The sequence below is a fragment of the Frigoribacterium sp. Leaf8 genome (assembly GCF_001421165.1).
In the GTDB taxonomy this organism is placed as follows: Bacteria; Actinomycetota; Actinomycetes; order Actinomycetales; family Microbacteriaceae; genus Frigoribacterium.
Genome location: NZ_LMKB01000006.1, coordinates 518,593 through 545,526, shown reverse-complemented (window position 1 = coordinate 545,526; position 26,934 = coordinate 518,593). Strand labels below are relative to the sequence as shown.

Genomic DNA, 26,934 nt, shown 5'->3' with positions numbered 1-26,934 from the left:
CCCGGGCCTGCCGTACCTCTCGCCCACTGCGGTGGAGTCGACCGCGAACGTCCTCTTGTTCGTCCCGGTCTCGTTCTTCGCGGGGGTGCTCTGGCGACGACCGGTGGTGGCAGTTCTCGGTGCCGTCGCACTGTCGGGTGCCATCGAGCTGCTCCAGGCGCTGGTGGTGGTGATCGGTCGGGCCTGCGACACGAGTGACTGGATCACCAACACCGTCGGTGCCGTCGTGGGGGGCGTGCTCGCGGCGAGTGCCCTCACCTGGCATCGACGCCGCACGCCCGGTGCGCGAGGCCGCCTCGGCGGCTAGTCGGTGGGGACCACGTCCCAGTGCTCGCGGATGAGGCCGCCGTCGACGCGGAACAGGTCGGCCGCGAGCAGCGGGTCCCCGGGCTTCGCGCCGACCGCCTGCGAGAAGGTCCAGACGATGTCGCCGTCCGAGAGCGAGATGACGGACTGCTGCGCCGGGAACTGCGCACCGCTCCCGAACAGCTGCTTCAGCGCTGCCGTCCCGTTCGGAGCCACCGGGTTGTGCTGCAGGTACGCGGGGTCGAACGCGCGGTCGAGGATCGACGGGTCGTGGTCCCGGAACAGCGTGTCGTACGCCGACACCGCGAGGACGCGATTGCGTTCTTCCTGACGTTCCGACGGCGCGGCGGTCGGACGCGCCGGCCGGTAGAGGTCGCTGAACATCGAGTTCGTGTTCCCGCTGGCCGGTGTGCCGGTCGGAACGGGCTGCTCGAGCGACCAGTGCTCGACGATCCGGCCGTGCTCGAGGCGGAACAGGTCGACGGCGGCGTCACCGCGTCGTTCGTCGCCGGGGTCCGGCGTGATCTGCCAGTGCACCGCGACGAGGTCGCCGTCGGCTGCGACGTGTTTGATCACGGCGTGGGCACCGGGAACGCGGATGCGGTCCGCCGCGAACTGGGCGAGGAGTCCCTCCGGCCCCGCGGCGGTCCCTGCTTTGTGCGCGACCGCGGTCGGGGAGACGAGCCGGGCTGCGAGCTCGCGGGAGGACGTGCCGTCCGGGTCGGCGAAGGTCTGGGTGAGGAGCGTCCGCACGGCGCAGGCGTTGCGGTGTTCGGTGGTGCTGTCCCGCCGGTCCGCGGCAGCCGTCACGGTCGACTTCGGTGGGGTCCCGGGAGCAGCGGCCGCCGGCGTGGCGACGCCGAGTCCGGTGAGGAGGGCGACTCCGGCGAGGACGGCCGTGCCGCGGGCGAGGCGGCGGGAGGGGCTACGCGTGGTCAGGTCGTTCGTCATGTGTTCTCCTGCTCGTGTGGTCGGCGGGTGATCGCAGCATCGCAGGAAGCCCCGTCGTCGGCAGGTACGCACTTTCTCGTAAGCCACTCACGTGGAGGTCGGAATCGTGGAACCGCCTGCGCCGACCGCGCAGGATCGTGGCGCACTCGTTCGCGTCCCTGCGGCGTGTCCGACGCGAGTCGTGCTCACACCCGTCGCGAGTCGGCGGGGCGTGCTCCTGGCGTGCGGGCCGCCGGCACGCGCCGGCGCTGTCGTCCACGACGATCACGCCGTCTCTGCCGGCGCTCGCTCACGGGTCAGAAGGGCAGGGGCGTCAGCAGCCAGAGAAGCAGCAGACACCCGCTGACCGCCAGCCCGAGAAGGCCGAGCGCCATCCCGGCCGTGACGAAGCGCGGTCGGTCGTCAGGAGCCGACTCGACGTCGTCGCGGGCGAAGGCGACGGCGGCGACTCCGAAGAACACGGACACGACCGCCCAGAGGTCCAGCAGGATGCTCGCCCAGGGCACGAGTGGGGTGCCGATCAGCGAGGGGGCGTTGCCCGCGACCAGCAGGACCGGGCCGGACAGGCTCAGCCAGCCCAGGGCCCAGGCCCAGGACCGCGGCTCCGACGTCCTTCCCGGTGATGTCACGACGATCCCTCTCTCCCTCGACGACGACCCGTCCGCCTCCTCGTGACCCTCTCAGCATCGAGCCGCGGGCGCGTCCTCCCGACGGATGACACCCCCGGCGGGGTCGCGTGCTGCGGAGCCGCCGAGAGCGTTCCGCGGCAGTTGCCGTGCGACGGACGTCCCCGCCCGCCCGCCCCCTCGGCAGGAGGGGTGGGCGGACGGGGACGTCGGCGCGTCGGGGGCTACTCGGCCCGGCGACGGCCTCGGATCGGGCCGACCACGCGATGGCCGCGACGCGAGAGCGCCAGGCCGAGCGCGACCCCGAGCAGGGCCATGGCGGCGATGCCGAGCACCGACGCGCTGCCGGTGAAGGCCAGCTGCGTCGCCGACAGGATCATCGGGAACGACACCGTGACGACCGCCTGGACCGTCTCGCCGGCCGTGTCGGTCACGCGGTACTGCACCGACGCCTTGGAGTCGAAGCCCTTCGCGGGGGTGAAGACGACGGTTCCGTCGACGACCGTCCAGGTGCCCTGCTCGGGCACGGTCAGCGTGCTGACTCCGTCACCGGTGGCCGGGTCGACGATCACGACGGTGCCTCGGTCGAAGGTCGCACCCTCGGTGGGGGCGTCGTTCGCCGTGACGTCGACGGCGACCGGGTGGTCCGTCGTGCCGCGCTGCTCGTCGTCGACCGCGACGGCCGCGCCCAGAACCGTGATGGTCACCGTCGCCCGGGACGTCTGCCCCGAGGCGTCGGTCGCCGTGTAGTCGAACGAGTCTGCTCCCACGAAACCGGCGTCCGGCACGTACTCGTACGAGCCGTCGCGCGTCATCGTCACGGTGCCGTGGGAGGGCTTCGAGGCCAGGGCGACCCAGAGGGCCGACCCGTCGTCGTTGCCCAGCACGCCGCCGACCTTGCCCGAGACCAGGCGCTGACCGGCGATCGTCGTGCCCTCGTCGTCGATGGCCTTGACGCCCACGGTGATGCGGACCGTTGCGGTGGCGGTGCCGCCGTCACGGTCGGCGACCGCGTAGGTCACGGCGTCCGGGCCGGAGTAGCCGGTCGTCGGCGCGTAGACCAGGCGACCACCGGCGTCGATGGTGACCGTGCCGTGGGTGGCGGTGCCCGTCCCGGTGACGCGCAGTCCCGTACCCAGGTCGTTGCCCAGCACGCCCGGGGCGGCCACGGTCAGCGTCGTGTCGGCCGGGGTCGAGGCCCCGTCGTCGACCGCCGTCGGCAGCACCGTGATGGTGACCGTGCCCGTGCGGATCTGACCCTCGGCGTCGGTGGCCGTGTAGGTGAAGGCGTCGACACCCGAGAAGCCGGGCTTCGGCGCGTAGACGTACGAACCATCCTTCGCCAGGTCGACCGTGCCGTGGGCGGGGCGCCCGTCGATCGTCGCGGTCAGCGAACTGCCCGAGTCGTTCGCGAGGACGCCGTGCGTGGCATCGACGGTCAGCGGCGTACCGGCGCGGGTGGCGCCGGCGTCGTCGACGGCGAGGGCGCCGACGACGATCGTGGCGACGGCCTTCGTGCCGCGGCCCGACGCGTCGGTCGCGGTGTACTCGACGTGGTCGGTGCCCGAGAAGCCCGCGTCCGGCGTGTAGGCGGCCGAACCGTCCGGCTGGGTGACGATCGTGCCGTGCGCCGGGGTGCCGACGCTCGTCTCGGTCAGGCCGGTGCCGAGGTCGTTCACGAGCAGGCCGGGGGCCGGCACGGAGAGCGTGGTCGCCGCGGGCGTCGTGTAACGGTCGTCGATCGCGCGGGGCGTCACGGTGACGGTGACCGTCGCGGCGTCGGTTCCGCCGTCACGGTCGGTGACCGTGTAGACCACGATGTCGTCGCCCGAGAACCCGGGGGCCGGCGTGTAGTCGAACGTGCCGTCCGGCGCGACCGTCACGGTGCCGTGCGGCGCCGGAGTGACCGCGGTGACGGTCAGGCCGGAGCCGACGTCGTTTCCGAGCACGCCGGGGGCGGCGACCGTCACGTGACCGTCGGCCACGACGGTGGCTACGTCGTCGACGGCCTTCGGGGCGACCACGATGGTCACGGTGCCCGTGCCCTTCTGGCCGTTGCCGTCGGTGACCTCGTAGCCGAAGGTGTCCTTGCCCGAGGTGCCGGGCTTCGGGGTGTACGTGTACGAACCGTCGGGGCCCGTGGTCACGGTGCCGGCCTTCGGCTGGTCGGTGACCTTCGCCGTCAGGTCGGTGCCCTTGTCGTTCGAGAGCACCCCGTGCGCGGCGTCCACGACGAGGGGCTGGTCGGCCACGGTGCCACCGACGGGCGAGTCGTCGACCACGATCGGACCGACGTGGATCGTCACCGTCGCGACGTCCGAACCGCCGGATGCGTCGGCGGCGCGGTAGGTCAGCTGATCGGTGCCCGAGAAGCCGTCGGCAGGCGTGTAGGTGATGGTGCCGCCGGCCGCGATCGTGGCCGTGCCGTGGGTCGGGGCGTCGACGATCTCCGCGCGCAGGTCGGTGCCGAGATCGTTGCCGAGCACGCCGGGCTCCGCGACGGTGACCGCGGTGCCGGCCTTCGTCGACGTGACGTCGTCGACGGCGTCGGGCACGACGACGACGGTCACGATGCCCGTGCTCTTCTGCCCCTCGGCGTCGGTCGCCGCGTAGGTGAAGGTGTCGGTGCCCGAGAAGCCCGTCGCAGGGGTGTAGACGTACGAGCCGTCCTTCGCGACGGTCACGTCACCGTGGCGGGGGGCGCCGTCGAGGGCGCCGGAGAGGCCGGTGCCGCTGTCGTTCGACAGCAGGCCCTTCGCGGCGTCGACCGACAGCGGTCGGCCCGCGGTGGCGGTGCCCTGGTCGGCCGCGGCGAGGTCGCCGACGATCACCCAGGCGCGAGCCGTCGCGGTCTGACCCGAGGCGTCGGTCACCTGGTACTCGAACGAGTCGGTGCCCGAGGTGCCGGCGTCCGGCGTGTAGCTCCAGCTGCCGTCGGCGTCGACCGTCACGGCGCCGTGGGCGGGCGTGCCGTGGTCGGTCACGCGCAGCCCGGTGCCGAGGTCGTTGGCGAGCAGTCCGGCCGAGGCGGGCGTGGTCACCGTGGTGCCGTTCGGCGTGGTCGCCGCGTCGTCGACGGCCACCGGCTTCACGGTGATCGTCACCGTCGCGGTCGAGGTGCGACCCGCGGCGTCGGTGACCTGGTAGGTCACGGTGTCGGTGCCCGAGAAGCCGGGCGCCGGCGTGTAGTCGAACTCGCCGTTCGTGGCGACGGTCGCGGTGCCGTGCTGCGGCCCGGTCTCGACCGCGGCCGTCAGGCCGGTTCCGAAGTCGTTGCCCAGCACGCCGGGGCCGTCGAGGTGGGCGTTGCCGCCCGCCGTGACCTGAACCGCGTCGTCGACGGCCTCGGGGGCGACCGCCACGCTGGCCGTCGCGGTGCTCGTGACCCCGTTGCCGTCGGTCAGGGTGTATGTGAACGAGTCGGTCCCCGAGAAGCCCTTCTCCGGCGTGTAGACGAACGAGCCGTCCGGCGACACCACCACGGTGCCGTGCGAGGGGGCGGTGGCGACCGCGGCGGTCAGGGGGCCGGTGCCGCCGTCGTTCGCCAGCAGGCCACGGCCGGCCGGGACGTCGAGGGGAGCACCCGCCACGGCGTCGACCGAGTCGTCGGAGGCGCGGGGGGCGACCGTCACGGTGACCGTGGCGGTGTCGGTGCCGCCTTGGCCGTCGGTGACGGTGTAGTCGAAGGCGTCGGTGCCCGAGAAGTCGTCCGCGGGCGTGTAGACGACGTCGCCGGAGGGCGTCACCGAGGCGGTGCCGTGCCCGGGCGTCGAGACCGCGGTCACCGTCGTGTCGAGGCCGTCGTCGTTGCTCGTCAGGTCGCTGCCGGCGATGGTCGTCGGGGTGCCCGAGGCGGCGGTCGCCGTGTCGTCGACGGCGGTGGGCAGCACGGTGACGGTCACCGTGCTCGTGGTGCTCGCGCCCTCGGAGTCCGTGGCCGTGTAGGTGAAGGTGTCGGTGCCCGAGAACCCGTCGGCCGGGACGTAGCGGTACGAGCCGTCACGACCGAGCTCGAGGGAGCCGTGCGAGGGTCCGGTCGCCACGGCGGCGGTCAGACCGGTGCCCGAGTCGTTCGCCAGGACGCCCGAGGCCGCGTCGACCACGAGGGCCTGGCCGGCACGGGCCGTCGCGACGTCGTCGCTGCTCACCGGGGTGACGGTGATCGTGACCGTCGAGGTCGACGTGCCACCGCCTCCGTCGGTCGTCGTGTACTGGAAGGTGTCGGTTCCCGAGAAGCCCGTCGCGGGCGTGTAGACGTACGAGCCGTCGGCCGCGACGGTGGCCTGCCCGTGCGCCGGCTGCGTGTTCGACGTCACGGTCAGGTCGGTGCCCGCGTCGTCGGCGAGGACGCCGGGCGCGCCGACCCTCAGCGAGGTTCCGGAGGCGGTGGTCCCGGTGTCGTCGGAGGCTGCGGCCGAGATCGCCGCCACGGTGTTCGTGAAGGTGCACACGACGTCGGTGCCGTCGGCGCTGGTCGCGGCCGGGAAGGTGAACTGCGCGGTGTTGCCCGAGCCCGACGCGACGGTCGCGTCGTCGGTGACGTTCGCGCAGCGGTACGTCGTCGAGTAGTCGGCGAGGCGCGTCGAGCTGTTGCCCGCCGTCTGCGAGACGGTGTACGTCCGGGCCGGGATCGCGAGCGCGGCGCCGGCCTTCTGGGCCTGGACTCCGTTCGCGGTGCCGGAGGTCGTCGCGGTGGACGGCGACGACAGGTTGCCGCCGTCGACCTTGAGGGCGAACTGGTCGCCGGATTTCCAGCGGCCCGTGACGTCCGCCTTGCCCGTCAGGGTGTTGGCGTAGTTGCAGCTCGCGAGGTCGGAGTACGAGGTGACGTTGCTGATGGCCGGGGTCGTCATGCGGCTGACCTCGGTACCCGAACTCGAGTCGAGCTTGATGATCTGCATGCCCGACGAGACGTACAGGTATCCGTCGGACGAGAAGGCGATGCCGGGGCTGTTGGTGCCCGTGGGCAGGTCGGTCAGCTTGGTGGCGGCGAGGGAGGTGGTGCCGGCCGTGGTCGGGATCGTCTCGTCGTTCAGTCGGTAGACCGCGTTGCTCGCCACGACGAAGAGCAGCCCCTGCGTGCTGAAGGCGAAGTCGCCGTTGCCGGCCTGCAGGCCGGGGATGCGGCCGACGACGCCGATCTTGTCCCCGGTCTTCGGGTCGTACGCCGAGATCGTCGACGGGTCGCCACCGGTCGCGTAGTAGTAGATCCCGGTCACCGGGTTCACGGCGCCCCGCAGGGTCGAGGCGGGTGCGCCCGACGGGTTCGCGTTGGCGACCGTCGTGACGGCCCCGGCCGCCGAGTCGTAGCGCGCGAGCGTGTTGCCGTTCGAGTTGTTGGCCGCGCCGTTGGTGAAGGCGTAGGCGTCGAGGCCGTTCCGCCCGACGCCGAGGCCGTTGTTGGCCGGTGAGAACGGGTTCGCCGTCCCCGCGATCACGTCGGACACCGTGTTGGCCGCGACGTTGATGGCGACGAACTGGCCCTGACCGGCCGTCGCGTAGATCGTGTTCTGGTCGCACGAGAGCGCTGCGGCGGCCTGGGCCGGCGCCGGCGAGACGGCCTGGGTCACGGCGACGGCCGCCAGCAGGGAGGCGGTGGCGAAGGCCGCGAACGAGAGGGCGCGACGACGGGGGCGCACGGAGGCGCGGAGAAGCGACATGGGGGTGTCCTCGGGTGGGGGCGTCCGGCCGGGTCGGATACGGTCGGACGTCGGTCCTGCTCGACACGCGGGGGCTCAGGTGCCCGCGTGTCGCCCCCACGGGTACGGGGGCTCCACGGAAGTGGATGCTTCGACAATAAAGCTTCTCGTTTGTCGAGTGGAGTCCCCAGGGCAGGGGTGATTTCGTCCGCCTTGTGGGGGACATCGGGGTACAAAGGGGCGGATGGCGGTGCCGAGGACGCGACCCGCGCCTCCTGCGTCCTACCGGCGGGGGCGCCGCCCGCCGCGGCCCTGGCCCACGGTCGGGATCGACGTCGTGACGACCGCCACCGACGAGGTGATGACCGCGAGCGACGAGGTCGACAGGGTCGCCTGCGCGTGACCGGTCAGCGGGAACCCGCGTCGGCCCGCCACGATCACGACGAGGCTGATCGCGACGATGGCCGCGGCGGCGAACGGCACCGTGGCGAGGCCCGACATGCCGTAGACCTGCCCGCCGATCGCGGCACCGGCGGCGATGCCGACGTTCGAGCCGGCGTTGATCAGCGCGCCCGCGATGTCGGGGCTGACCCCGCCGGTGCGGATCGCGGCCGCCATGAAGAGCGTCCCGGTCGTGCCGTTGGCGGCCATCCACAGCCCCGCGACGACGAACGTGCCGACGAGCGAACCGTGCACGAACGGCAGGGCGGCCAGGGCGCCGATCATCACCGCGACCGCGACGATCAGCGTCTGCCGGGGTGCCCGGTCGACGAACGCGCCGGCCGCGAGCAGGCCGACCACGCCCGTGCCGCCGAGCACGAGCAGGGCGCCGCCGACGAGGTCCTCGCCGAGGCCGGCCCCGGTCAGGTACGGGCCGATGAACGTGTAGACGACGTAGTGGCCGGCGAAGAGCATGAGGTCGGCCACGACCACGGCGAGCAGCCCCGAGCGTGCCCACGAGCGGACCGAGCCGACGTGCGGCGACGACTCGCCCTGGACGTGCGGCAGGAACAGCGCGGCCACGACGGCCAGCACCGCGGTGGCGACGGCGACCGCGCCCACGGCGGGACGCCAGCCGAGCTGGTCGCCGACCGTCGTCGCGAGCGGCACGCCGACGACGAAGCCCAGCGAGCTGCCCGAGTAGACGAAGGCGATGGCGCGGCCCGCCAGGCGCGGCGGCACGATGCGCGTCGCGTAGGCCGAGGCCACCGAGAAGAACAGGGCGTGCGCGATGCCACCGACCACGCGACCGGTCAGCAGCACGCCGAAGCTCGGGGCGAGCGCGACCATCAGGTTCGAGGCCGTGTAGCCGACCAGGGTCGTGACGAGCACGGCCTTGCGGGGGAAGCGTGCGGTGGCCCAGGTGAGGGGCAGGGCCAACGCGGCGACGGCCACGGCGTACACCGTGACGACGACGCCCATGCGCGCCTCGCTGACGCCGAGGTCGGTGCTCATGGTCGAGAGGAGGCCGACCGGGCTCAGTTCGGTGGTGATCGCGAAGAACGTCGCGAGGCCGAGCACGGCGATGCCGACGACGCCCGAGGGGGTCAGGCGGTGCGGCTGGGGCGTGGGGAGGGTGTCGCGCGGGTGCGTCGACGACGAGCGCGGGGGAGGTGCGGCGGCGGGCGTGCGCACGGCGGGCGTGCTCGAGGTCTGGGGCGGGCGCTGAAGGGTGTCGGTCACGGGAATGCCTCCGGGCCCGGGGCGCGTGCGCACGACGATCATCTCGTCGGGGGCATCGTGGACGTCGGCGGCCGACTCGTGGTCGACCCCGGTCTGCACGATGCAGCACACTCGTCGCGGGCCATGCTGCTGGCGGGTGGATTGGGGGGATTGCCACTCCACGACGAGGGCGCTCATCCAGTGTGACATGCCACCCCCGGGGGCTCGCAAGGCCCCCGAACGAGAAACCGAACGACGTTCGCTCGCGGCGAGCGAACCGGGCGGCGATCCGGCGTCCGACCGGATTCCCGGACCGGATCTCGAGACCGGTCGGGGACGAGGAGGCGCGGGTGGCGTGCCCGCGTCCCGTCACCGCGCGTACCCTGGTCGCCATGAGCACCGACACCGCCCCCGACCGCATCCTGATGTTCGGCGCCGAGTGGTGCCGTGACTGCCGTCGCTCGAAGGCGCTGCTCGACCGCGAGGGCGTGGCCTACGACTACGTCGACCTCGAGGCCGTCGCCGACGGTGCCGACCGTGCCTACGCCGTCAGCGGTCGCACGCAGATCCCCGTCGTGGTCTTCCCCGACGGCAGCCACCTGGTCGAGCCGACCGACGCCGAGCTCGCCGCCAAGCTCTAGTCCGGCACGGCCGCGCCGCGTCGCCGCGCCTCCGGCCGCGCCGACCCTCCACCCCGCCACGAAGGAAACAACCCGCCACGCAAACGTGTGGCGGGTTGTTCACTTCGTGGCGGGATGCCCGGCGACGCGCTCGTACGTCGTGAGCGCGTCGTACGACTTCGCCGGCCCGCGCACCGTCCACCGCTCCTCGAACGACGTCGGCGAGAGCACCCGGGTCTCGACGAGGTAGGCGTCCGGGGCGCACGGGTGGTGCGCCTCCCAGGCACCCGACCGCAGGTCGAGGTCGACGAAGTGGCGGCCGTCGGCGAAGCGCACGTCGAGCGATCCATCACCCCGGGCCCCGTAGCCGAGTCGTCGGGTGGCGGGTGTCCGCCGGTCGGCCACGACGAGCTCGCCGGCCTCGTCGTAGGTCGCCACGAGGTCGGAACCCGCCCGCGCCTCCTCGATGGTCGCCGTCCCGTCGAACCGGGCGTGCTCGCCGGTGCGGTGGTCGTCGATCTCGCGCGTGACGGACCACCGGCCGAGCAGCAGCGCCAGCGTCTCAGCCGGCATGTCGATCGGCGACCACGGAGAACCCCTCTCAGGCGGTCCCCCTCGACGACCGCGGGAGAACACCCGATCTTCGCGCACGGCCGTCGACGGACCAAGTCGTGGTGCCGCGCGCGCTCGTGACACACCACACCGCGCTTCGTGCACCGCACCACGACTAGTCGTGGTGCGGTGCACGAAACGCGGTGCAGTACGAGCGGGCGCCTAGTGGCGGGTGGGGTCGTCCGAGTCCTTGGCGACCGTGACCTTCTCGCCGTCGACCTCGTCGCGCTTCGCCTTCTGGGCGTCGCCGCGGGTCTTGGCGAGGCTGGCGATCGTGGCCACGGTGATGGTCGCGCCGATGAAGAGCAGCGAGAACCAGATCGGGATCTCGGGCACCCACAGCAGCGGTTCGCCGCCGTTGATGAACGGCACCTCGTTGACGTGAAGGGCGTGGAAGACGAGCTTGACGCCGATGAACGCGAGGATGATCGCGAGGCCCTGCGACAGGTACACGAGGCGCTCGAGCAGCCCGCCGATCAAGAAGTAGAGCTGGCGCAGACCCATCAGCGCGAAGGCGTTGGCCGTGAAGACGATGTACGCCTCGTTGGTCAGGCCGTAGATCGCGGGGATCGAGTCGAGGGCGAACACCAGGTCGACGAAGCCGATCGCGATGACGCAGAGCAGCAGCGGCGTCACGAAGCGCTTGCCGCCCTTCTTGACGGTGAACTTGTCCTCGTGGAACTCGTCGTCGACGGGCAGGACGCGGCGGGCGATCTTGACGAAGGCGTTGTCGGCCGCGTTGCCGCCGTGGTCGCCCTTGATCTGCTGGTAGGCCAGCACGAAGAGCAGGGCACCGAAGAGGTAGAAGACCCACGAGAAGTTCTCGATCAGCGCGGCGCCGGCGGCGATGAAGCCCGCACGCATGATGAGCGCGATGACGATGCCGATCATCAGCACCTTCTGCTGGTACATGCGCGGCACGGCGAACCCGGTCATGATCAGCAGGAAGACGAACAGGTTGTCGATCGACAACGCCTTCTCGGTGAGGTAGCCGGCGAAGTACTCGCCGCCGAAGCCCCAGCCGCTCACGAAGCCGATGCCGACGCCGAACAGCAGCGCGAGGCCGATGTAGAACGCCGACCAGCGGGCGGACTCGCCGATCGTCGGCTCGTGCGGCTTGCGCACGTGGGTGAAGAACTCGAACACGAAGAACGCGATGGTGACGGCGATCGTGATGAGCCAGGTGGTCAGTGAGACGTCCACGGGGATGCTCCGGGTGGGTCGGGCTGATGAGGCGGGTCGGGCTGAGCGGCGCGAACGGCCGGACAGCGGAGAAGGCTCGTGACGAGCGGAAAGGCTCCTGAGAAGACGGTACGTGGGGGTCCGCTGGGGGCGTGCCCTCAAGCGACCGTGACAGTGCTGAGAAGCTGCAGTGCGTGCAAGGCCCGCACCCGCATCACCGGGGCGGCCGACGCCCCGGCCGGCACCGAGGCAGGAGGCGCCCCGGCTACGACCGGGGCGGCAGGTGCACCCCGGCGAGCATGCAGCGCACGGACCCGCCGGCGAGCTCGATCGTCGGCACCTCGAGCGGCAGTGGCCGTGCGTGCCGCCATACGGTGCGGCGTTGCGACGGGGTGAGGGACGCCCATCCTCGTGCCGAGATCGCCAGCACGGGCCCGTCGGCCCCCGCCAGTTCGAGCGCGTTGCCCGCGAACTCGCCGAGCTGGGCGCGGGTCAGGGCGACCACCTCGCGTCCGGAGGCCGACAGGCGCTCGACCACGCGCCTCCGTTCGCTCGGGGACGCGATCGACTCGAGACCGACCAGGGCGAACCGCGACGCCACGCTCATCATGACGTTCGTGTGGTAGATCGGCACGCCCGTCGCGTCGGTCGCGGTGAAGGTCAGGGGCTCGTAGCCGAGGTCGGAGCAGACCAGGGCGACGGCCGCCCGGTCGGCACGGTGCGAGAGCGCGACGTAGGCGACGCGCCCGACGTGGTCGAGGACGAGCGCCCCGGTGCCCTCGACGACGATCCCGCGCCGTTCGAGCGGCGAGTGGTCGAGCACCTCGGTGACGCGGTAGCGCTCGCGCAGCAGGTCGACGACGTCCGTGCGTCGCTCGCCCCGACGGTTGGGCGAGTGCATCGGGTAGAGCACCACCCGGCCGTCGTCGTGGGTCGAGAACCAGTTGTTCGGGAACACCCCGTCGGGCCGGTCGGTCCGCTCGTCGTCGACGAGGTGCACCGTGACGCCCGCCGCGCGCAGGGCCTCGGCCGCCCGGGTCACCTCGTCGAACGCGCGCGCCGCGAGCTGGGCCCGGGTCGCGTCGACCTCGGCCGGGTCGGTCTGGAACGCGTTGTCGGCCGCGGTCTGCGGGTTCGGCGTGAAGTGGTGCGGCCGCACCATCACGACCGCGGCGGGCGACTGGACGGCCGTCCGCGCCTCCTCGTCGGCGCTTCGGGTGCGCGAGGAGGCGCGGAGTGCGGGGGACGCCGGCGGCGTCACCACGGCGGTCGCCGGGGACGAGGAGGCGCGGGGCGGGGGAGCGACGGTCGTCACGACGGTCTCGGCGCGGCTTCTGCGGTGGGTGCGGTCCGGGGCGGTCGGGGACTCAGGCGCCGACGGGTCGGCGGGCGGCGACGAGGCCGAACAGGTCCTTCGGGTCGTCGGGGTCGGCGACGAGGTCGATCTCGACGGCGTAGTCGGTGCCGACGACGTCCTGTCGGAGGTACTTCAGGGCGCACACGTCCTCGACGGCGAAGCCGACCGAGTCGAAGATCGTGATCTGCTCGTCGCTCGTGCGCCCGGGGCGCTGCCCGGCGACGACCTGCCACAGCTCGGTGACGGCGAAGTCGGCCGGCTGGTGCTGGATCTCGCCCTCGACGCGGGTCTGCTCGGGGTACTCGACGAAGACGTCGGCCCGGCGCAGCGTCGCGGGGTCGAGCTCGGTCTTGCCCGGGCAGTCGCCGCCGATCGCGTTGACGTGGACGCCGGGGCGGACGGCCTCGTCGGGCAGGACGACCGCGTTCTGCTTGTCGGCCGTGCAGGTCGTGATCACGTCGGCGCCGTCGGCCGCCTCACCGGGGCTCGCGCAGACCGTGATGTCGAAGCCGAGCGGCTCGAGGTTGCGGACGAACTTCGCCGTGGCGCCGGGGTCGACGTCGAACACGCGGACCGTGTCGAGCCCGAGGGTCGAGCGCATCGCGAGGGCCTGGAACTCGGCCTGCGAGCCGGCGCCGATCAGGGCGAGCACGCGCGAGTCGGCCCGGGCGAGACGCTTGGCGGCCATCGCGCTCGTGGCGGCGGTCCGGAGCGCGGTGAGGATCGTCATCTCGGCGAGGAAGGTCGGGTAGCCCGTGTCGACGTCGGCGAGCACGCCGAACGCGGTGACGGTCTGGTAGCCGCGGCCCGGGTTCGACGGGTGGCCGTTGACGTACTTGAAGCCGTAGGTCTCGCTGTCGCTGGCCGGCATCAGCTCGATGACGCCGATGGGGCTGTGGGAGGCGACGCGGGGCGACTTGTCGAAGGCGGGCCACCGGGCGAAGTCGCGTTCGAGGGCGGTCACCATGCCGCTGGTGATCGGGCCGACCCCGCGGTCGGTGACCCATCGGATCATGTTCTGCACGTCCACGAAGCGCACCACGGCGACCTCCTCCTGCTCGGCCCGGTTCGGTCGTCGCGCCCGGGTGGCACCACGTTAGGACTGGGCGATGTGCAGCCACAATCACCATCGAGCGCCATTCCGCACGCTCGATCACCCGTTGTGCGCGGTCGTGCTGTACGTTTCGATCCATGGCGGATCTCGACGAGCTCGACCGGCGCCTCCTGGCGGCCCTTCGGGTCGACGCGCGCGAGTCGGCGGCGAGCCTCGCACGGCGGTTGGGCGTGACGCGGGCGACCATCACCTCACGGCTCGACCGGCTCGAGGCGTCGGGAACGGTGCTCGGCTACACCGTGCGGGTGCGCGAGGCCGACGATCCCGACCTCATCCGTGCGATCGGCTTCATCGAGATCGAGGGGCGGTCGACCGACCACGTCATCCGGCAGCTGCGCGGGTTCCCCGAGGTGGCATCGCTCCACACGACGAACGGCGGCTGGGACCTCGTCGCCGAGCTGCGCACGTCGTCGCTCGGCGAGTTCGACCGCGTGCTCGCCCGCATCCGCAGCGTCGAGGGCGTCGTGAACAGCGAGACCAGCCTGCTGCTCAGCTCCGTCCTCCGCTGACCGGCACCCGCGCGGCGGCCGCCGTCCTCGGCCTGGTCGCTCCAGGGGTGCTCAGGCCGNNCCCGCCGTCGACGAGGCGCTCGGGCAGCACCCACCGGCTCTTGAGCACGAGCTCGGTCTCCGTGCGGAGCACGGCCGTGCCGAGCTCGAGCATCCACCGCCAGGCCGGCAGGCCGAACGGCACGCCCAGCACGCGACGGAGGGTGCGCATCACCGTGCGGTTGTCGCTCGGGTTCGGGGACGACAGGTTGAGCGGGCCCTCGACGGACGAGTCCTCACGGGCGAACCGGATCGCCCCGAGCACGTCGTCGACGTGGATCCAGCTGAACTTCTGCCGTCCACCGCCGCGACCCTCGTGGTGGTACGTGCCGGCCGCGAGCCGCGCCCGGGTGGCCGGCCACGGGCCGTCGAACTGCGGCCCGCCGAGGCCGACCCGCACCAGGTTCATCAGGGGGACGAGCGCGCTGCCGTCGCCCAGCACGATGGCCATGCGCAGCGCGACGCGGCGCGTGGCGGGCAGCTCGCCCGAGAAGAACTCGGCCTCCCACGCGGTGGCCACGTCGACCGAGAACCCCGACCCGATCTCGCCGTCCGACTCGGTCATCGGGCGGTCCTCGGCGTGGCGGTAAATCGTCGCCGTCGACGAGTTCATCCAGACCCGAGGAGGCGCGGTGCACGCGAGCACCGCCGCCTTCAGTTCGCGCGTGGTCTCGACGCGCGAGCGCACGATCTCGGCGCGGTTCTCCGGGCCGTAGCGGCAGTTCACGCTCTTCCCGGCGAGGTTGACGAGCAGGTCGGCGCCCTCGAGCAGGGCGGTGATGCCGGCGGTGTCACCCCACGACGCGTCGGGTCCGTGGCGGCCGATCAGGCTGACGCGGGCACCCTCGGCGCGGAACGCGGCCGCGAGGTGCTGCCCGATGAAGCCGCTGGCTCCGGCGAGGACGATGTGGTCGGTCATGCGCTCAAACTAGGGGACCGGACGGTCACCGTCCGTGCGGTCCCTCGACGTCGAGAAGTCCTCACCTGTGGGACGCCGGTTAGCCTCGTCGGCATGAGCCATCCCCTCGTGACCGCCGCCGAGCTCGACGCCACCCTGACGGGCGGGGGAGTCGTGCGCCTGCTCGACGTCCGGTGGCGGCTCGACCGGCCGGACGGCCGTCCCGCCTTCCGCGAGGGGCGCCTGCCCGGCGCCGTCTACGTCGACCTCGACTCCGAGCTCGCCCGGCACGGTGAACCCGTCGAGGGGCGTCATCCGCTGCCCGACCGGGCCGACCTGCAGGCCGCCGCCCGGCGCTGGGGACTCCGCGACGGGGACGCCGTCGTCGTGTACGACGACCTCGGCGGGCAGTCCGCGGCCCGCGCGTGGTGGCTGTTGCGGGCCTCGGGCGTCGCCGACGTGCGTCTGCTCGACGGCGGGCTCGCGGCCTGGACCGACGCGGGCCTGCCCGTCGAACAGGGCGATGCCGACGTGGTGCCCGGCGACGTCACCCTCGGCGACGATCCGTGGCCCGTGATCGACGCCGACGAGGCGTCCGCGTGGCCCTCCACGGGCGTGTTGGTCGACAGCCGGGCCGCCGAGCGCTACCGCGGCGACGTCGAGCCGGTCGACCCGCGAGCCGGTCACGTCCCGGGCGCCGTCAACCTGCCCACGGCGGGCAACCTCGACCCGTCGGGCCGCTTCGTCGACGCGGCGGCGCTGCGGGCCCGGTTCGAGGAGGCGGGGGTCACTCCTGCGACGCCGGTGGCCGTCTACTGCGGGTCGGGCATCACGGCGGCCCACAACGCCCTGGCCGCGACGATCGCCGGGTTCGACCCCGTGCTCTTCGCCGGTTCGTGGAGCGCCTGGTCGAACGACCCCGCGCGACCCGTCGCCACCGGCGACCGCCCCGACTGAGTCGCGACCGGGGTCGCCGGGGCGCGGTCCGTCAGTCGGCGTGACCCGGTTCGGGCACGCTCGTCCGGTCGTCGACCACCGCGTCGACGGCGGTTCGACGCAGGTCGTCGATCGCGTTCATCGCCGCGCCCTTCTGGCGATGGCCCTCGGAGGAGGCGATGACCACGCCGTTGCCGGTGGTGAGGGCGAAGCGGTACTCGCCCGAGGCGTCCTGGGTGACGACGAAGGTGCCTGCCATGGGGTCCCCTTGCACGAAGTGGTGCGCGCGCTCTGCGTGGCGACAGCATAGGGCCGCACCCCGGGCGGGAGGCCACGCGCGTCGCGGAGTCGGGTGGCGCCTCCCGCGGGTCGGCCACCCAATAATCAATTGACATGTGACATTCCAACTGTCACACTGTGTGAGCCGGTGCGGCCGCCCGCGAGTCTCGTCCCCCCTCCGAGACCGGGCGGCCGCACCGGTCCGTCTCGGTCGCGCACCGAGCACACGAGAGCGCCCGACCCCGGATGGCAGTCGCGGGGTCGGGCGCTCTCGTCGTCCCGGGCGGTGGCCGCGGGTCTCGGGTGCTAGGTCAGTCGGCCAGCAGGACCGCCATGGCGCCCTTCAGGGCCTCGCGGTCGCGGCGCAGCTTGGCGACCTCCGCCTCGAGCTCGGCGACGCGTTCGGCCGTGGCGGCCGACCCCGAGCCCGGGGGGCGCCCTCGGCGCGGGGCCGCGGTGGTCGACGGGGCGGGCTCGTCGTCGTCCGAGGTGACGTCGAGTTCCCTCTCGACCGCGTCGTCGGGTGCCGGCGTGGGGGCGGTCGCCCGCTCGTGGGCTCGAATCCAACCGCGCAGGGACTGCTCGCCGACCTCGAACTCGGATGCCGTCTCGCGGATGATCGACCGGTTGCCCGGCTCGGCCTCGCGACGCTCGAGCACCCGGGCGAGCGACTTCTCTCGCGTCTCGTCGCTGTACTTCTGTTCGAAAGGCATGTGCGCTCCTGGTGTCGAGACACGGTGTCGTGTCGGCTCATTGAATAGCCCCCGTGATGACCGTACTGTACGGTGACGTACGAGCGCACGGTTATGACGACAACTCACGTAACCGATCATGTCGCGCATGTTGACGGATGGTGTAACACGACCGTCGATGGGCATCAGGTGTCGCCGATGCGTCCGCCGCCGCCGGGGTGGCGCCCCACGGCGACTCGCGGCGGAACCGCCCGTCCTCCGGGAGTTGTCGAGGCGGACCGCTTAAGGTGTCAGGGTGTGGCGAGCCGACAGACAGCATGACAACGACGACGACGAGAACGACTCCGTCGCCGTCCCGACCCGCGCGCCCACGGGCGTGATCACACCCCACGCCGTCAGCCTCGGGCACCCGGGGCAGTCCCTGGGCAACGTGGCCGAGCCCGTCTGGAACACCTGGCGCGAGTCCCTCCGCCGGGTGGGCGGCCCCTCCACGTTGCTGCACTTCGGCGACTCGCAGCGGTCCCGCATCGAGCTGAGCACGACCCACCCCGGTGGCCTCGCGCAGTTCATCACGGGCAAGACGACCCTGCTCTCCAGCCTGATCCGCGACGACCTCGCCCTGCGCACGGCCCGTGCCGCGGCCGGTGAGATCGCCGCCAAGGGGCTCGAGCTGAGCACGGTCCGCGGCATCGACGCCGTCCACCTGGCCATCGGCGTCGCCGCCTGGTCCTTCGCCGGAGAAGACTTCCGGGCGCCCGTGTTGCTGCGGCCGTTGGCGATCCGTCGCCACGGGCGTGACTTCGAGGTCAAGCTGCTCGGCGAGCCCTTCCTCAATCCGGCCTTGGTCGACGCGCTGCACGACCAGTTCGGCATCACGCTCGACGCCGAGTCCTTCGTCTCCCTCGCCAGCCGAGAGGGGTCGTTCACGCCCAACCCGGTCATCGACCGGCTCCGTGGGCTGACCGCCCACCTCGAGTGGTTCACGGTGCAGCCCCGCCTGGTCGTCTCGACCTTCACCGAGGTCTCGACCGAGATGGCCCTCGACGCCCGCGAGCTGGGGCACCCGGTGCTCGACGCGCTCGCCGGCAACCCGATGGCCATCCGTCAGGTCGAAGAGGCCTACCGCCCGACCACCGCCACGCCCCAGGACGAGCGCAGCCCCGAGACCGACACCCTGCTGCTCGACGCCGATCCCGAGCAAGAGAACGTCGTGGCCCAGATCGCCGCCGGCAACTCGGTCGTCGTCAAGACCCTGCCGGGCACCGGTGGCACGCAGACCATCGTCAACGCCGTGGGTCGTCTGGTGTCGCAGAACAAGCGCGTCCTCGTGGTCAGCGCCCGCCGGGCGACCCTGCGCGGCATCACCAGCCGTCTCGCCGAGGTCGGCCTGCCGGGCGTCGCCGTCAGCCCGACCACGCTGCGTCGTGACGTGATCCGGTCGATCTCCCGCAACGAGAAGGCCACCCACCCGCAGATGGGTGAGGTCGACGACGCCCTCGTGCGCCTCCGCAAGGTGCTCGTCGACTACCGCGGCGCCCTCAGCCGCCGGGACCCCGAGCTCGGCGTCTCGGTGCTCGACTGCCTCACCGAGCTCTCGCGGCTGGCCCTGCTGCCCGCGGCCCCGGCGACCACCGCCCGCCTCAGCCGACGCAGCATCGCCGCCATGGTCGACGGTCGTGGCCGCGTCGCCGAGACGATGGTCGGTGCCGCCAACCTGGGCGAGTTCAAGTACGGCCCGGGCGACTCGCCCTGGTACGGCGCGCGCTTCACCGAGAGCGTCGGGGCCGGTGACGCGCACCAGCTCGCCAAGAACCTCCACCACCGCGACCTGCCGCGTCTGCTCGAGCGCGCCGAAGAGGTGATCGGCAGCACGCGCATGCGCCCGTTCGAGAGCGTCGCCGAGCTCGGCGTCTACCTGCGCCTGCTCACCGAGATCCGCGACACCCTCGACAAGTTCATGCCCGTCGTGTTCGACCGCTCGGTCGCCGAGCTCGTCGCCGCGACGGCGCCGAAGCGCGAGGCACCCGACATGTCGAGCGCCAACCGCCGTCGGCTCAAGAAGCTCGCCCGCGAGTACGTGCGACCCGGCGTCCACATCGCCGACCTGCACGGTGCGCTGCAGCGCATCCAGCAGCAACGCGTCGTCTGGCAGCGCTACGTGTCGGCGGGCACCCCGCCCGAGGTGCCGACGGGCATCGCCGACACGCACGTGCTGCACCAGCAGGTGTCGCAAGACCTCGAGCGCCTCGACGGCCCCCTCGGCCTGACGGGTGACGACGGGCTCACCGAGATCGGCATCGTCGAGTTGCAGCAACGACTCGAGGCCCTCGCCGCCGAGAGCGACGTCCTGCAGAACCTCCAAGAGCGCACCGAGCTCATGACGACCCTGCGCGACCTCGAACTGACCCCGCTCATCACCGACCTGGCCAACCGCCACGTGCCGGAGCACCAGGTCGCGGCCGAACTCGAGCTCGCCTGGTGGCGCTCGGCGCTGGAGTCGCTGCTCGAGGCCGACCGGGCCCTGCTCGGCGCCAACACCGCGATGCTCGACCGACTCGAGGCCGACTTCCGCCTCGTCGACGAGGCCCACGCCGCGGGCAGCGCCCAGTTGCTCGCGTGGCTCCTGGCCGAGAACTGGAAGATCGGGTTGGTGGACTGGCCCGACGAGGCGTCGGCGCTCAAGGGTCTGCTGCGTCAGGGCCACCTGACCGCTCGCCTGCTGCACGACGCGGCTCCGCACCTGTCGCGCGCCATCGCTCCCGTCTGGGTCGCGTCGCCGTACGAGGTCCACACCATCGCCGACACCGTGCCGTTCGACACGGTCGTGCTCGTCGACGCCGGGGCCACGACCCTGGCCGAGAACGTCGGGGCGATCCGTCGGGGCAAGCAGACGGTCGCGTTCGGCGACCCCGTGACCCAGACCCCCTCCGAGTTCGACATCGGCGTCGTGCCGGGCAAGCCGCCCGTCGACGCGGACGAAGAGGCCCTGGCCGCGTCGCACTCCGAGAGCGCCCTGGCGCGCCTCGCGACCCTGCTGCCCACGCTCTCCCTCACGCGCAGCTACCGTGCCGGCGGAGAAGACCTCGCCGAACTCGTCAACCGTCGTTTCTACGGCGGTCGCATCGAGTCCCTCCCCTGGGCGGGCAGCTTCCTCGGCCACGGCAGCATCGCGCTCGACTACGTCTCGGGCGGCACCGCCGTCCCCGATCCCGAGTCCGGTGCCGTCGAGAGCGTCGACGCCGAGGTCGACCGCGTCGTGTCGCTCGTCCTCGAACACGCCCGCACGCGCCCGAGCGAGTCGCTCATGGTCTTGACGGCGTCGGCCAAGCACGCCATCCGCGTCCAGCAGGCCGTGCTGACCGCCGTCTCGGGGCACAAGGACCTGACCGAGTTCGTCGTGGGCGACCGCAGCGAGCCGTTCATGATCGCCACCCTCGAGCAGAGCGTCGCGCAGAGCCGCGACCACGTCGTGTTCTCGATCGGCTACGGCCGCACCCCGCACGGCCGCGTGCTCAGCGACTTCGGGCCGCTCGGCCAGCCGGGTGGTGAGCGCCTGCTGGCCGTGGCCATGACGCGTGCGCGTCGCTCGATGGTCATCGTCACCTGCTTCCAGCCGGGTGACATCGACTCGAGTCGCATGGGCCACGGAACGGTCGCGCTCAGCGAGATCCTCACCGAGGTGCAGGCCAGGACGTCGGCCGAGCACGTCCCCGACGACAGCGAGCCCATGCTCGTTGACCTGGCCCGCCGGCTCGAGGTCAAGGGCATCCCCGTCGCTCTCGGGCACCGGGGCAAGCTCGGTCTCGTCGCCGCCCACGACGGCGTCTGCGTCACGATCGAGACCGACGCGACGCTCTCGCGCACCAGCCTGCGCGAGTCGCTGCGCTCGCGTCCCGAGGTGCTGCGGCGGCTCGGCTGGCACTACATCCGCGTGCACGCGTTCCAGCTCTTCACCGATCCCGACGCCGTCGCCGAACGCGTCGCCGAGGTGCTCGGCATCGGTGACTCGCACACGCACGAGGTGCCGGCCCTGTCGGCCAGCCAGCACGTCAACCGTCGATGACCGCAGGAGGCGCGGCGTCCGAGGGCGACGCCCCTCACGCCCTCGAGGCGGCCGAGCCGAGCCCCCTGGTGGTGCGTCGGCGGTCCGGGCGTCGCGTGAGCACCGACCCGGTGCCGGGCAGCGACCCCACGCCTGCGCCCGAACCCGCTCGGCAGGGGTCGAGCGAGAACGACCAGCGACTGCGTGCCGACGTCCCGCCGCACTGGGGCTGAGTCGGCCCCGGGCGGCGACGCACGCCCGAGGTCGGCATGAACCACGAATGCGACGATGAACCCCGATTCCGGGGGGTTCATCGTCGCATTCGGGGTTCACGGGCTGTCGGAGCCCTTTGGAGCCGCCGGGGCGTCAGCGGCTGCCGAGCGGACCGTTCTCGCTGTGGGGGTCGCGCGACTCGAGCACGGGCGCGGCGTGGGAGCCGCCGCCGACGGCGGGTGCGGCCTGCGCACGCAGCAGGTCGCGGATCTCGCTGAGCAGTTCGACGTCGGTCGGCGGGACGTCGGCGGGGGTCTCCTCCGCCTTCTGCTTGGCGAAGGTGCGCTTGAGCAGGTTGTTGACCGGCAGCACGAGCACGAAGTAGACGACGGCCGCGATGATCAAGAACTGGATCGCGGACCCGATGACGGCGCCGAACTTCAGCTGGGCCTCGCCGCCGGCGAGCGTCGGGATCGTGACGATGAGCGCCTCGTCGAGCATGGTCGCGTTGAACGCGGCCCCGATCAGCGGGTTGAACACGTTGGTCACGAGCGACGTCACGATGGCGGTGAAGGCCGCACCGATGACGACCGCGACGGCGAGGTCGATGACGTTGCCGCGCAGGATGAACTCTTTGAAACCCTTCACGGGCGACTCCTTCTGATCGGACGAGATGAGATTCTCCACGTCAAGCAAACCACGGAGGCGCGCTCGGGTGGCCCCGCCGGTCGCCGCGGCCGGTCAGGACGAGCTGGACGAGCCGCCCGACGAGCTCGAACCGGACGAGCTCGAGCCCGACGAGCCGGAGCCGGACGAGCCGGAGCCCGACGAGCCGCTGCCGGACGAGGACGAACCCGACCCGCTGCCCGAGGCGCCCGACGAGGACGAGCCGCTCGCGCCTCCTGAGCTCTTGTCGGACGAGCCGGACGACGATCCCTTCTCGCCGGAGCCGCCCGACGAGCCCGAGCCCGACGTGCCCTTCGAACGCGAGTCGGTGCGGTAGAAGCCCGACCCGTTGAAGGTCACGCCGACGGGGCTGAACACCTTGCGGAGCTTGCCCTGGCAGACCGGGCAGACCGTCAGCGTGTCGTCGGTGAACGACTGGACGATGTCGAAGGCGTTGTCGCACTCGGTGCAGCGGTACGAGTAGGTGGGCACGGAGGCGCTCCTGAAGGAAGGCGAGTCTAGAACTCGTGGATGCCGGAGGGGGTGACGACGCCGTCGACGGGTTGGTCGTGCCGCTCTCGGGGCACCGACTCGACGTACTCGGGGTCGAACACCACAGCATAGACGGGCGGACGACGCTCCATCGAGCCGAGGGTCTTGTCGAAGTAGCCCCGGCCCCAGCCCATGCGCATGCCGCCGTGGTCGATGGACGCCGCGGGCACGACGATCAGGTCGACGTCGTTGACCGCCATCGGGCTGAGCACCTCGCCGACGGGCTCGGGCAGGTCGAAGAGGCCCCGGGTCTCGCTCTCGCCGTCACCCACCGCCCAGTCGAGCAGGCCGTCGGCCCGCGTGATCGGGAACAGCACGCGGACGTCGTTCGCGAAGGCCCAGTTCAGGAACGGACGCGTGTTCGGCTCGACATCGGTCGACAGGTAGGCCGCGATCGAGCGCACCGACAGGCCCGTCGCGAGGTCGGTGAGGTGCCGCGTGATGCCCTCGGTGGCCTGGTCCCTCTCGTGCGCACCCAGGGTGCGACGCTTCTGGCGGATCTCGGCTCGCAGGGCGCGTTTGGCGTTGCCGACGTCGTCAGTCATGACGACGAGCTTAACCGTCCGACTATTAACCTCCGCGAAACGTCGGGGATGGATACGCTGACCCGCATGGGCTTCACGATTTCTAAAGCAGTCATTCCCGCCGCGGGCCTGGGGACACGATTCCTGCCCGCCACGAAAGCAATGCCGAAGGAGATGCTGCCGGTCGTCGACAAGCCGGCGATCCAGTACGTCGTCGAGGAGGCCGTCAACGCCGGCCTCACCGACGTGCTGATGATCACGGGACGCAACAAGAACGCGCTCGAGAACCACTTCGACCACGTCAGCGAGCTCGAGGAGACGCTGAAGAAGAAGGGTGACCACGACAAGCTCGCCAAGGTCAACCAGTCGACCGACCTCGCCGACATGCACTACGTGCGCCAGGGTGACCCGCTCGGCCTCGGCCACGCGGTGCTCCGCGCCAAGATGCACGTCGGTCGCGAGCCGTTCGCCGTGCTGCTCGGTGACGACATCATCGACGCACGCGACCCGCTGCTGACGCGCATGGTCGAGGTGCAGGGGCAGAAGAACGCCACCGTCATCGCCCTCCTCGAGGTCGACCCCTCGCAGACCCACCTCTACGGCATCGCCACGGTCGAGAAGACCGACGAGGACGACGTCGTCAAGGTCACCGGCCTTGTCGAGAAGCCGGCCCAGGGCGAGTCGCCCTCGAACCTGGCCATCATCGGCCGCTACGTCATCCGCCCCGAGGTCTTCGACGTCCTCGAGAAGCAGGAGCCGGGCAAGGGTGGCGAGATCCAGCTGACCGACGCCCTCATGAAGATGGCCGGTGCCGAGGAGTGGACCGGCGGCGTGTACGGCGTCGTCTTCCGTGGCCGTCGGTACGACACCGGCGACAAGCTCGACTACATCAAGGCCATCGTCCAGCTCGCGTCCGACCGCGAGGACATCGGTGGCGAGCTGCGCCCGTGGCTGCAAGAGTTCACCGCCGGGCTCGAGAAGTAAGCAGGCGACTCGTTCCGTGACGAACATCCCCACGCTGACGGAGGGGGCGGTGACCATCCGCCCCCTCCGTCTCCGTGACACCCGCGACCTCGACCAGGCCCTGATGGAGAACCGGTCGTGGCTGCGGCAGTGGGAGGCCACCAACCCGAACGGCTTCACCAGCCACGACGTGCGCGGCAGCATCCGCTCGTTGCAGACCAACGCCCGGGCGGGGCTCGGTCTGCCGTTCGCGATCGAGCTCGACGGCCGGTTCGTCGGCCAGCTGAACGTCTCGGGCATCGCCTACGGCTCGCTCGGCTCGGCCACCATCGGCTACTGGGTGACCCAGGCCGCGGCGGGCCACAACGCGACGCCGATCGCGGTGGCACTCGCGACCGACCACTGCTTCCGGGCACTGGGGCTCCACCGCATGGAGATCTGCATCCGGCCCGAGAACGCCCCCAGCCTGCGCGTCGTCGAGAAGCTGGGCTTCCGTTACGAGGGTCTGCGGCGGCGGTACATCCACATCAACGGTTCGTGGCGCGACCACTTCTGCTTCGCGCTGGTCGCCGAAGAGGTCCCCGAAGGCGTCCTGCGTCGCTGGACCACGGGCACCGTGCCGGTCGGGCAGGGCAGCGTGCCCGCCGACGCCCTCGCCGAGGCCGGGCGCGCGCTGCCGCTCTAGCGACTCCGCCCCCGGGGGCGCTCGTCGGGTCGCGAGGCACATCCGTGCCGCGACACGCGGACACACCTGTCGATCAGCGGCCTCCGGGGCCCGCCCGCTCATACCTTGGTCACCATGAACATCGAGTCGTGGGGTGGAGGCGTCGTCCTCGCTCTCGTCGCCGCGCTCTGGCTCGTCTACCTCGTGCCCACCTGGCAGCGCCGACGCGAGTACCTCGCGACCGAACGCAACGCCGTGCGGCTGCAGCAGACCCTGCGCATCCTCGCCCAGACGGCCGAGGTCCCCGACGAGGTGCGCATCGAGGCGAACGCCCGCTCGGTCGCCGACGCGCAGAAGATCCTGCGACACGAGGAGGCGCGGCGCGAGGCCCTGAGGCGTGCGCACGAGGCGGCGCGGCAGCGTGCCGTCACCCGTGAGCTCGCCGCGGCCGCCCCCGTGTTGCGTGCCGCCGACCGCGACCCGGCCCTCGCCGCCCGTCGGCTCCGGCGCTCACGCCTGGTCTCGACCGTGGTGCTCGCCGTCAGCGTCGTCGCCGTCGTCGGCGGCGTCGCCGCGGGCCTGACGTCGTCGTGGGTGCTCGTCGTCGCCGGCCTCGTCTTCGGTGCCGGCGCGGTCGCGATGCTGACCCAGCTCGCCGCCGTGTCGCGGGCGCGCGCCCGCCGGGCGGTCGTCGCCCCCGTCGCGCAGCCGCTCAAGGACTTCTCCGGCGTCATGGGGGACGGCGTCGTCATCCGCGACGAGCAGGCCTCGGCCGAGTCGCGCCTGTGGACCCCCGTGCCCGTCCCGAAGCCCCTCTACCTGCGGCGCGGCCGCCAGCGCCCCGTCCCCGACGCGTCGGTGGACGCCGCGGCGGCCGACGCCGCGGCGGCCGAGCTGCAGCGGGACTCCCGTCGCTCGGTCGAGTCCCTCCGGTCGGCCCAACACGACGCCCTGCGCGAGGCCGCGCGGGCCGAGGCCGCGCTGCAGTCGACGCGACGGGCGTCGGTGGCCCGCACCGCGCCTCCTGCACCCGTCGCGGCTCCCGCCGTCCCCGCCGAGGAGGCGCGGGTCGAGCCGGTGGCGCCCCCTCGCCCCCCGAGTCGCTTCGCCCGCATGGGCATCATCGACGACCTGCCGCAGTCGGACTTCTCGCTCGACGAGGCCCTGCAGCGTCGCCGCGCCGTCTGACCCGTGGAGCGTCCGGCCCGGGTTCATCCGGGTGTCGACGAGGTGCTATCGTGGCAGAGCAGTTTCTGGGGCTATGGCGCAGTTGGTAGCGCGTCTCGTTCGCAATGAGAAGGTCAGGGGTTCGAATCCCCTTAGCTCCACCACATCAGGCCCGGGTCGATCACGACCCGGGCCTTCCTCATGCCGGCGCCGCCGTCGTCGGCCCGAGCGACCTGATGGATCCGCTGTGAGCGGGTGCGGCGGGCCGAGGGCGGTCGTAGCATCCGGGCATGTCACTCGCAGTCAGCATCGTGCAGCACGACGAACACGACCACCCGGTCTGGTACCTGCAGTACTCGTACGCCCGCGCCCTGCCCGGCGCGCCGGCCCGGGGGCCGTACCACTCCCGATCCGAGGCCGAGGAGGCGCTGCGCCACCTGCGCGACGCCGCCCACATGTACGGCGAGTTCGAGATCTCGGTGCTGCCGGCCTGACCACCCCGATTCGGCGCATGACCGCCGAGAGGTTGCGGAGGGTGAATCAATTACGACAGATCGGTAACGAAAACCGGTCGCGCAGCCTGTTCGACCCTCGGGGACGTCGAGATCACGACATGCTTGCCTGATGAGCACTCCGCAGCCGCCCTAAGGCTCGTCCGACGAGCCCCGTGACCCTCGCGACGAGAACGGACGCGGCGACCAGACGCCTCCGCCGTCGGCAC

Annotated in this window: 24 protein-coding genes and 1 tRNA gene; 11 read left to right on the top strand and 14 right to left on the bottom strand. The window is 72.0% G+C overall.

The genetic code is table 11. From position 1 onward, the window contains the following. The coding region (locus tag ASL10_RS15690) for a VanZ family protein (protein WP_162234620.1) at positions 1 to 307 on the top strand (307 nt) is incomplete at its 5' end. Here the strand turns inward: ASL10_RS15690 and ASL10_RS14030 are convergent. The 4 genes from ASL10_RS14030 to ASL10_RS14015 form a co-directional block, all read right to left on the bottom strand. Next, positions 304 to 1,257 carry a nuclear transport factor 2 family protein gene (locus ASL10_RS14030; RefSeq protein WP_056049033.1) on the bottom strand — a complete coding sequence of 318 codons (954 nt, stop codon included), beginning with the start codon at positions 1,255 to 1,257 and terminating at the stop codon, positions 304 to 306. The genes ASL10_RS15690 and ASL10_RS14030 overlap by 4 nt on opposite strands. A gap of 296 nt (positions 1,258 to 1,553) precedes the next feature. Beyond that, positions 1,554 to 1,886: a hypothetical protein gene (locus ASL10_RS16095; protein ID WP_148053709.1), complete on the bottom strand. Its 333-nt coding sequence runs from the start codon at positions 1,884 to 1,886 to the stop codon at positions 1,554 to 1,556. Between the two features lie 221 nt (positions 1,887 to 2,107). Beyond that, the gene (locus ASL10_RS14020; RefSeq protein WP_056049027.1) at positions 2,108 to 7,543 is read right to left on the bottom strand and encodes an Ig-like domain-containing protein; all 5,436 of its coding nucleotides are present in this window, start codon (positions 7,541 to 7,543) and stop codon (positions 2,108 to 2,110) included. Between the two features lie 261 nt (positions 7,544 to 7,804). After that, the gene (locus ASL10_RS14015; protein WP_162234619.1) at positions 7,805 to 9,304 is read right to left on the bottom strand and encodes an MFS transporter; all 1,500 of its coding nucleotides are present in this window, start codon (positions 9,302 to 9,304) and stop codon (positions 7,805 to 7,807) included. Positions 9,305 to 9,576: 272 nt separating this feature from the next. Between ASL10_RS14015 and ASL10_RS14010 the strand changes: the two genes are divergently transcribed. Then, positions 9,577 to 9,825, top strand: a complete 249-nt coding sequence (locus ASL10_RS14010; protein ID WP_043594734.1) for a glutaredoxin domain-containing protein — start codon at positions 9,577 to 9,579, stop codon at positions 9,823 to 9,825. A gap of 99 nt (positions 9,826 to 9,924) precedes the next feature. Here the strand turns inward: ASL10_RS14010 and ASL10_RS14005 are convergent, their stop codons facing one another. From ASL10_RS14005 to ASL10_RS13990, 4 genes are all read right to left on the bottom strand, one after another. Beyond that, positions 9,925 to 10,377: a DUF6314 family protein gene (locus ASL10_RS14005; protein ID WP_056049022.1), complete on the bottom strand. Its 453-nt coding sequence runs from the start codon at positions 10,375 to 10,377 to the stop codon at positions 9,925 to 9,927. A gap of 201 nt (positions 10,378 to 10,578) precedes the next feature. Continuing rightward, complete coding sequence (locus ASL10_RS14000) at positions 10,579 to 11,619, bottom strand: TerC family protein (RefSeq protein ID WP_056049019.1); 1,041 nt, start codon at positions 11,617 to 11,619, stop codon at positions 10,579 to 10,581. A gap of 244 nt (positions 11,620 to 11,863) precedes the next feature. After that, entirely contained in the window at positions 11,864 to 12,913 is a 1,050-nt protein-coding gene (gene ctlX, locus ASL10_RS13995; protein WP_200922613.1) for a citrulline utilization hydrolase CtlX, read from the bottom strand. 52 nt (positions 12,914 to 12,965) lie between these two features. Continuing rightward, positions 12,966 to 13,997 (bottom strand): ornithine cyclodeaminase, encoded by a 1,032-nt coding sequence (locus ASL10_RS13990; protein WP_056049016.1) that lies wholly within the window; start codon positions 13,995 to 13,997, stop codon positions 12,966 to 12,968. A gap of 149 nt (positions 13,998 to 14,146) precedes the next feature. Between ASL10_RS13990 and ASL10_RS13985 the strand changes: the two genes are divergently transcribed. Then, complete coding sequence (locus tag ASL10_RS13985) at positions 14,147 to 14,578, top strand: Lrp/AsnC family transcriptional regulator (protein ID WP_056049014.1); 432 nt, start codon at positions 14,147 to 14,149, stop codon at positions 14,576 to 14,578. Between the two features lie 61 nt (positions 14,579 to 14,639). On the opposite strand, the gene ASL10_RS13980 is transcribed toward ASL10_RS13985, so the two are convergent. Further along, on the bottom strand, positions 14,640 to 15,536 hold an 897-nt coding region (locus ASL10_RS13980), incomplete at its 3' end, for an epimerase (RefSeq protein WP_056049322.1). A 93-nt stretch (positions 15,537 to 15,629) separates the two neighbouring features. On the opposite strand from ASL10_RS13980, the gene ASL10_RS13975 reads away from it, so the two are divergent. Further along, positions 15,630 to 16,472, top strand: a complete 843-nt coding sequence (locus ASL10_RS13975) for a sulfurtransferase (protein WP_056049010.1) — start codon at positions 15,630 to 15,632, stop codon at positions 16,470 to 16,472. Positions 16,473 to 16,503: 31 nt separating this feature from the next. Here the strand turns inward: ASL10_RS13975 and ASL10_RS13970 are convergent, their stop codons facing one another. Continuing rightward, on the bottom strand, positions 16,504 to 16,710 hold the full coding sequence (locus tag ASL10_RS13970) for a DUF1508 domain-containing protein (protein ID WP_056049008.1): 207 nt from the start codon (positions 16,708 to 16,710) through the stop codon (positions 16,504 to 16,506). Between the two features lie 331 nt (positions 16,711 to 17,041). Beyond that, positions 17,042 to 17,443 (bottom strand): hypothetical protein, encoded by a 402-nt coding sequence (locus ASL10_RS13965; RefSeq protein ID WP_056049005.1) that lies wholly within the window; start codon positions 17,441 to 17,443, stop codon positions 17,042 to 17,044. Between the two features lie 274 nt (positions 17,444 to 17,717). Between ASL10_RS13965 and ASL10_RS13960 the strand changes: the two genes are divergently transcribed. Both ASL10_RS13960 and ASL10_RS13955 read left to right on the top strand, forming a co-directional pair. Then, on the top strand, positions 17,718 to 21,485 hold the full coding sequence (locus ASL10_RS13960; protein WP_056049002.1) for an ATP-binding protein: 3,768 nt from the start codon (positions 17,718 to 17,720) through the stop codon (positions 21,483 to 21,485). Next, on the top strand, positions 21,482 to 21,697 hold the full coding sequence (locus ASL10_RS13955; RefSeq protein WP_056048999.1) for a hypothetical protein: 216 nt from the start codon (positions 21,482 to 21,484) through the stop codon (positions 21,695 to 21,697). The genes ASL10_RS13960 and ASL10_RS13955 overlap by 4 nt, the downstream gene beginning before the upstream one ends. A gap of 133 nt (positions 21,698 to 21,830) precedes the next feature. On the opposite strand, the gene mscL is transcribed toward ASL10_RS13955, so the two are convergent. From mscL to ASL10_RS13940, 3 genes are all read right to left on the bottom strand, one after another. Next, positions 21,831 to 22,325 carry a large conductance mechanosensitive channel protein MscL gene (gene mscL, locus ASL10_RS13950; RefSeq protein ID WP_056049319.1) on the bottom strand — a complete coding sequence of 165 codons (495 nt, stop codon included), beginning with the start codon at positions 22,323 to 22,325 and terminating at the stop codon, positions 21,831 to 21,833. Between the two features lie 93 nt (positions 22,326 to 22,418). Further along, positions 22,419 to 22,835, bottom strand: a complete 417-nt coding sequence (locus tag ASL10_RS15685) for an FmdB family zinc ribbon protein (RefSeq protein ID WP_082460604.1) — start codon at positions 22,833 to 22,835, stop codon at positions 22,419 to 22,421. A gap of 26 nt (positions 22,836 to 22,861) precedes the next feature. Beyond that, the gene (locus tag ASL10_RS13940) at positions 22,862 to 23,440 is read right to left on the bottom strand and encodes a 5-formyltetrahydrofolate cyclo-ligase (protein WP_056048994.1); all 579 of its coding nucleotides are present in this window, start codon (positions 23,438 to 23,440) and stop codon (positions 22,862 to 22,864) included. Between the two features lie 48 nt (positions 23,441 to 23,488). Between ASL10_RS13940 and galU the strand changes: the two genes are divergently transcribed. The 5 genes from galU to ASL10_RS13915 all read left to right on the top strand — a co-directional run bounded on the left by galU (position 23,489) and on the right by ASL10_RS13915 (position 26,707). Beyond that, positions 23,489 to 24,403, top strand: a complete 915-nt coding sequence (gene galU / locus ASL10_RS13935; protein WP_369794403.1) for a UTP--glucose-1-phosphate uridylyltransferase GalU — start codon at positions 23,489 to 23,491, stop codon at positions 24,401 to 24,403. 16 nt (positions 24,404 to 24,419) lie between these two features. Beyond that, a complete protein-coding gene (locus ASL10_RS13930) occupies positions 24,420 to 25,067 on the top strand; it encodes a GNAT family N-acetyltransferase (RefSeq protein WP_056048986.1) in 648 nt (215 codons plus the stop codon). Between the two features lie 114 nt (positions 25,068 to 25,181). Further along, positions 25,182 to 26,234, top strand: a complete 1,053-nt coding sequence (locus ASL10_RS13925; RefSeq protein WP_056048984.1) for a hypothetical protein — start codon at positions 25,182 to 25,184, stop codon at positions 26,232 to 26,234. Positions 26,235 to 26,301: 67 nt separating this feature from the next. Further along, positions 26,302 to 26,377: transfer RNA gene (locus tag ASL10_RS13920), tRNA-Ala, on the top strand. A 126-nt stretch (positions 26,378 to 26,503) separates the two neighbouring features. Beyond that, positions 26,504 to 26,707 (top strand): hypothetical protein, encoded by a 204-nt coding sequence (locus ASL10_RS13915; protein ID WP_056048981.1) that lies wholly within the window; start codon positions 26,504 to 26,506, stop codon positions 26,705 to 26,707. The last annotated feature ends 227 nt before the right edge of the window (positions 26,708 to 26,934 follow it).

Bases quoted from the DNA above. Each gene is read 5' to 3' on its own strand.
- ASL10_RS14030 (WP_056049033.1), bottom strand. From the start codon at position 1,257: ATGACGAACGACCTGACCACGCGTAGCCCCTCCCGCCGCCTCGCCCGC.
- ASL10_RS14020 (WP_056049027.1), bottom strand. From the start codon at position 7,543: ATGTCGCTTCTCCGCGCCTCCGTGCGCCCCCGTCGTCGCGCCCTCTCG.
- ASL10_RS14010 (WP_043594734.1), top strand. From the start codon at position 9,577: ATGAGCACCGACACCGCCCCCGACCGCATCCTGATGTTCGGCGCCGAG.
- ASL10_RS14005 (WP_056049022.1), bottom strand. From the start codon at position 10,377: ATGCCGGCTGAGACGCTGGCGCTGCTGCTCGGCCGGTGGTCCGTCACG.
- ASL10_RS13985 (WP_056049014.1), top strand. From the start codon at position 14,147: ATGGCGGATCTCGACGAGCTCGACCGGCGCCTCCTGGCGGCCCTTCGG.
- ASL10_RS13975 (WP_056049010.1), top strand. From the start codon at position 15,630: ATGAGCCATCCCCTCGTGACCGCCGCCGAGCTCGACGCCACCCTGACG.
- ASL10_RS13970 (WP_056049008.1), bottom strand. From the start codon at position 16,710: ATGGCAGGCACCTTCGTCGTCACCCAGGACGCCTCGGGCGAGTACCGC.
- ASL10_RS13965 (WP_056049005.1), bottom strand. From the start codon at position 17,443: ATGCCTTTCGAACAGAAGTACAGCGACGAGACGCGAGAGAAGTCGCTC.
- ASL10_RS13955 (WP_056048999.1), top strand. From the start codon at position 21,482: ATGACCGCAGGAGGCGCGGCGTCCGAGGGCGACGCCCCTCACGCCCTC.
- ASL10_RS13940 (WP_056048994.1), bottom strand. From the start codon at position 23,440: ATGACTGACGACGTCGGCAACGCCAAACGCGCCCTGCGAGCCGAGATC.
- galU (WP_369794403.1), top strand. From the start codon at position 23,489: ATGGATACGCTGACCCGCATGGGCTTCACGATTTCTAAAGCAGTCATT.
- ASL10_RS13925 (WP_056048984.1), top strand. From the start codon at position 25,182: ATGAACATCGAGTCGTGGGGTGGAGGCGTCGTCCTCGCTCTCGTCGCC.
- ASL10_RS13915 (WP_056048981.1), top strand. From the start codon at position 26,504: ATGTCACTCGCAGTCAGCATCGTGCAGCACGACGAACACGACCACCCG.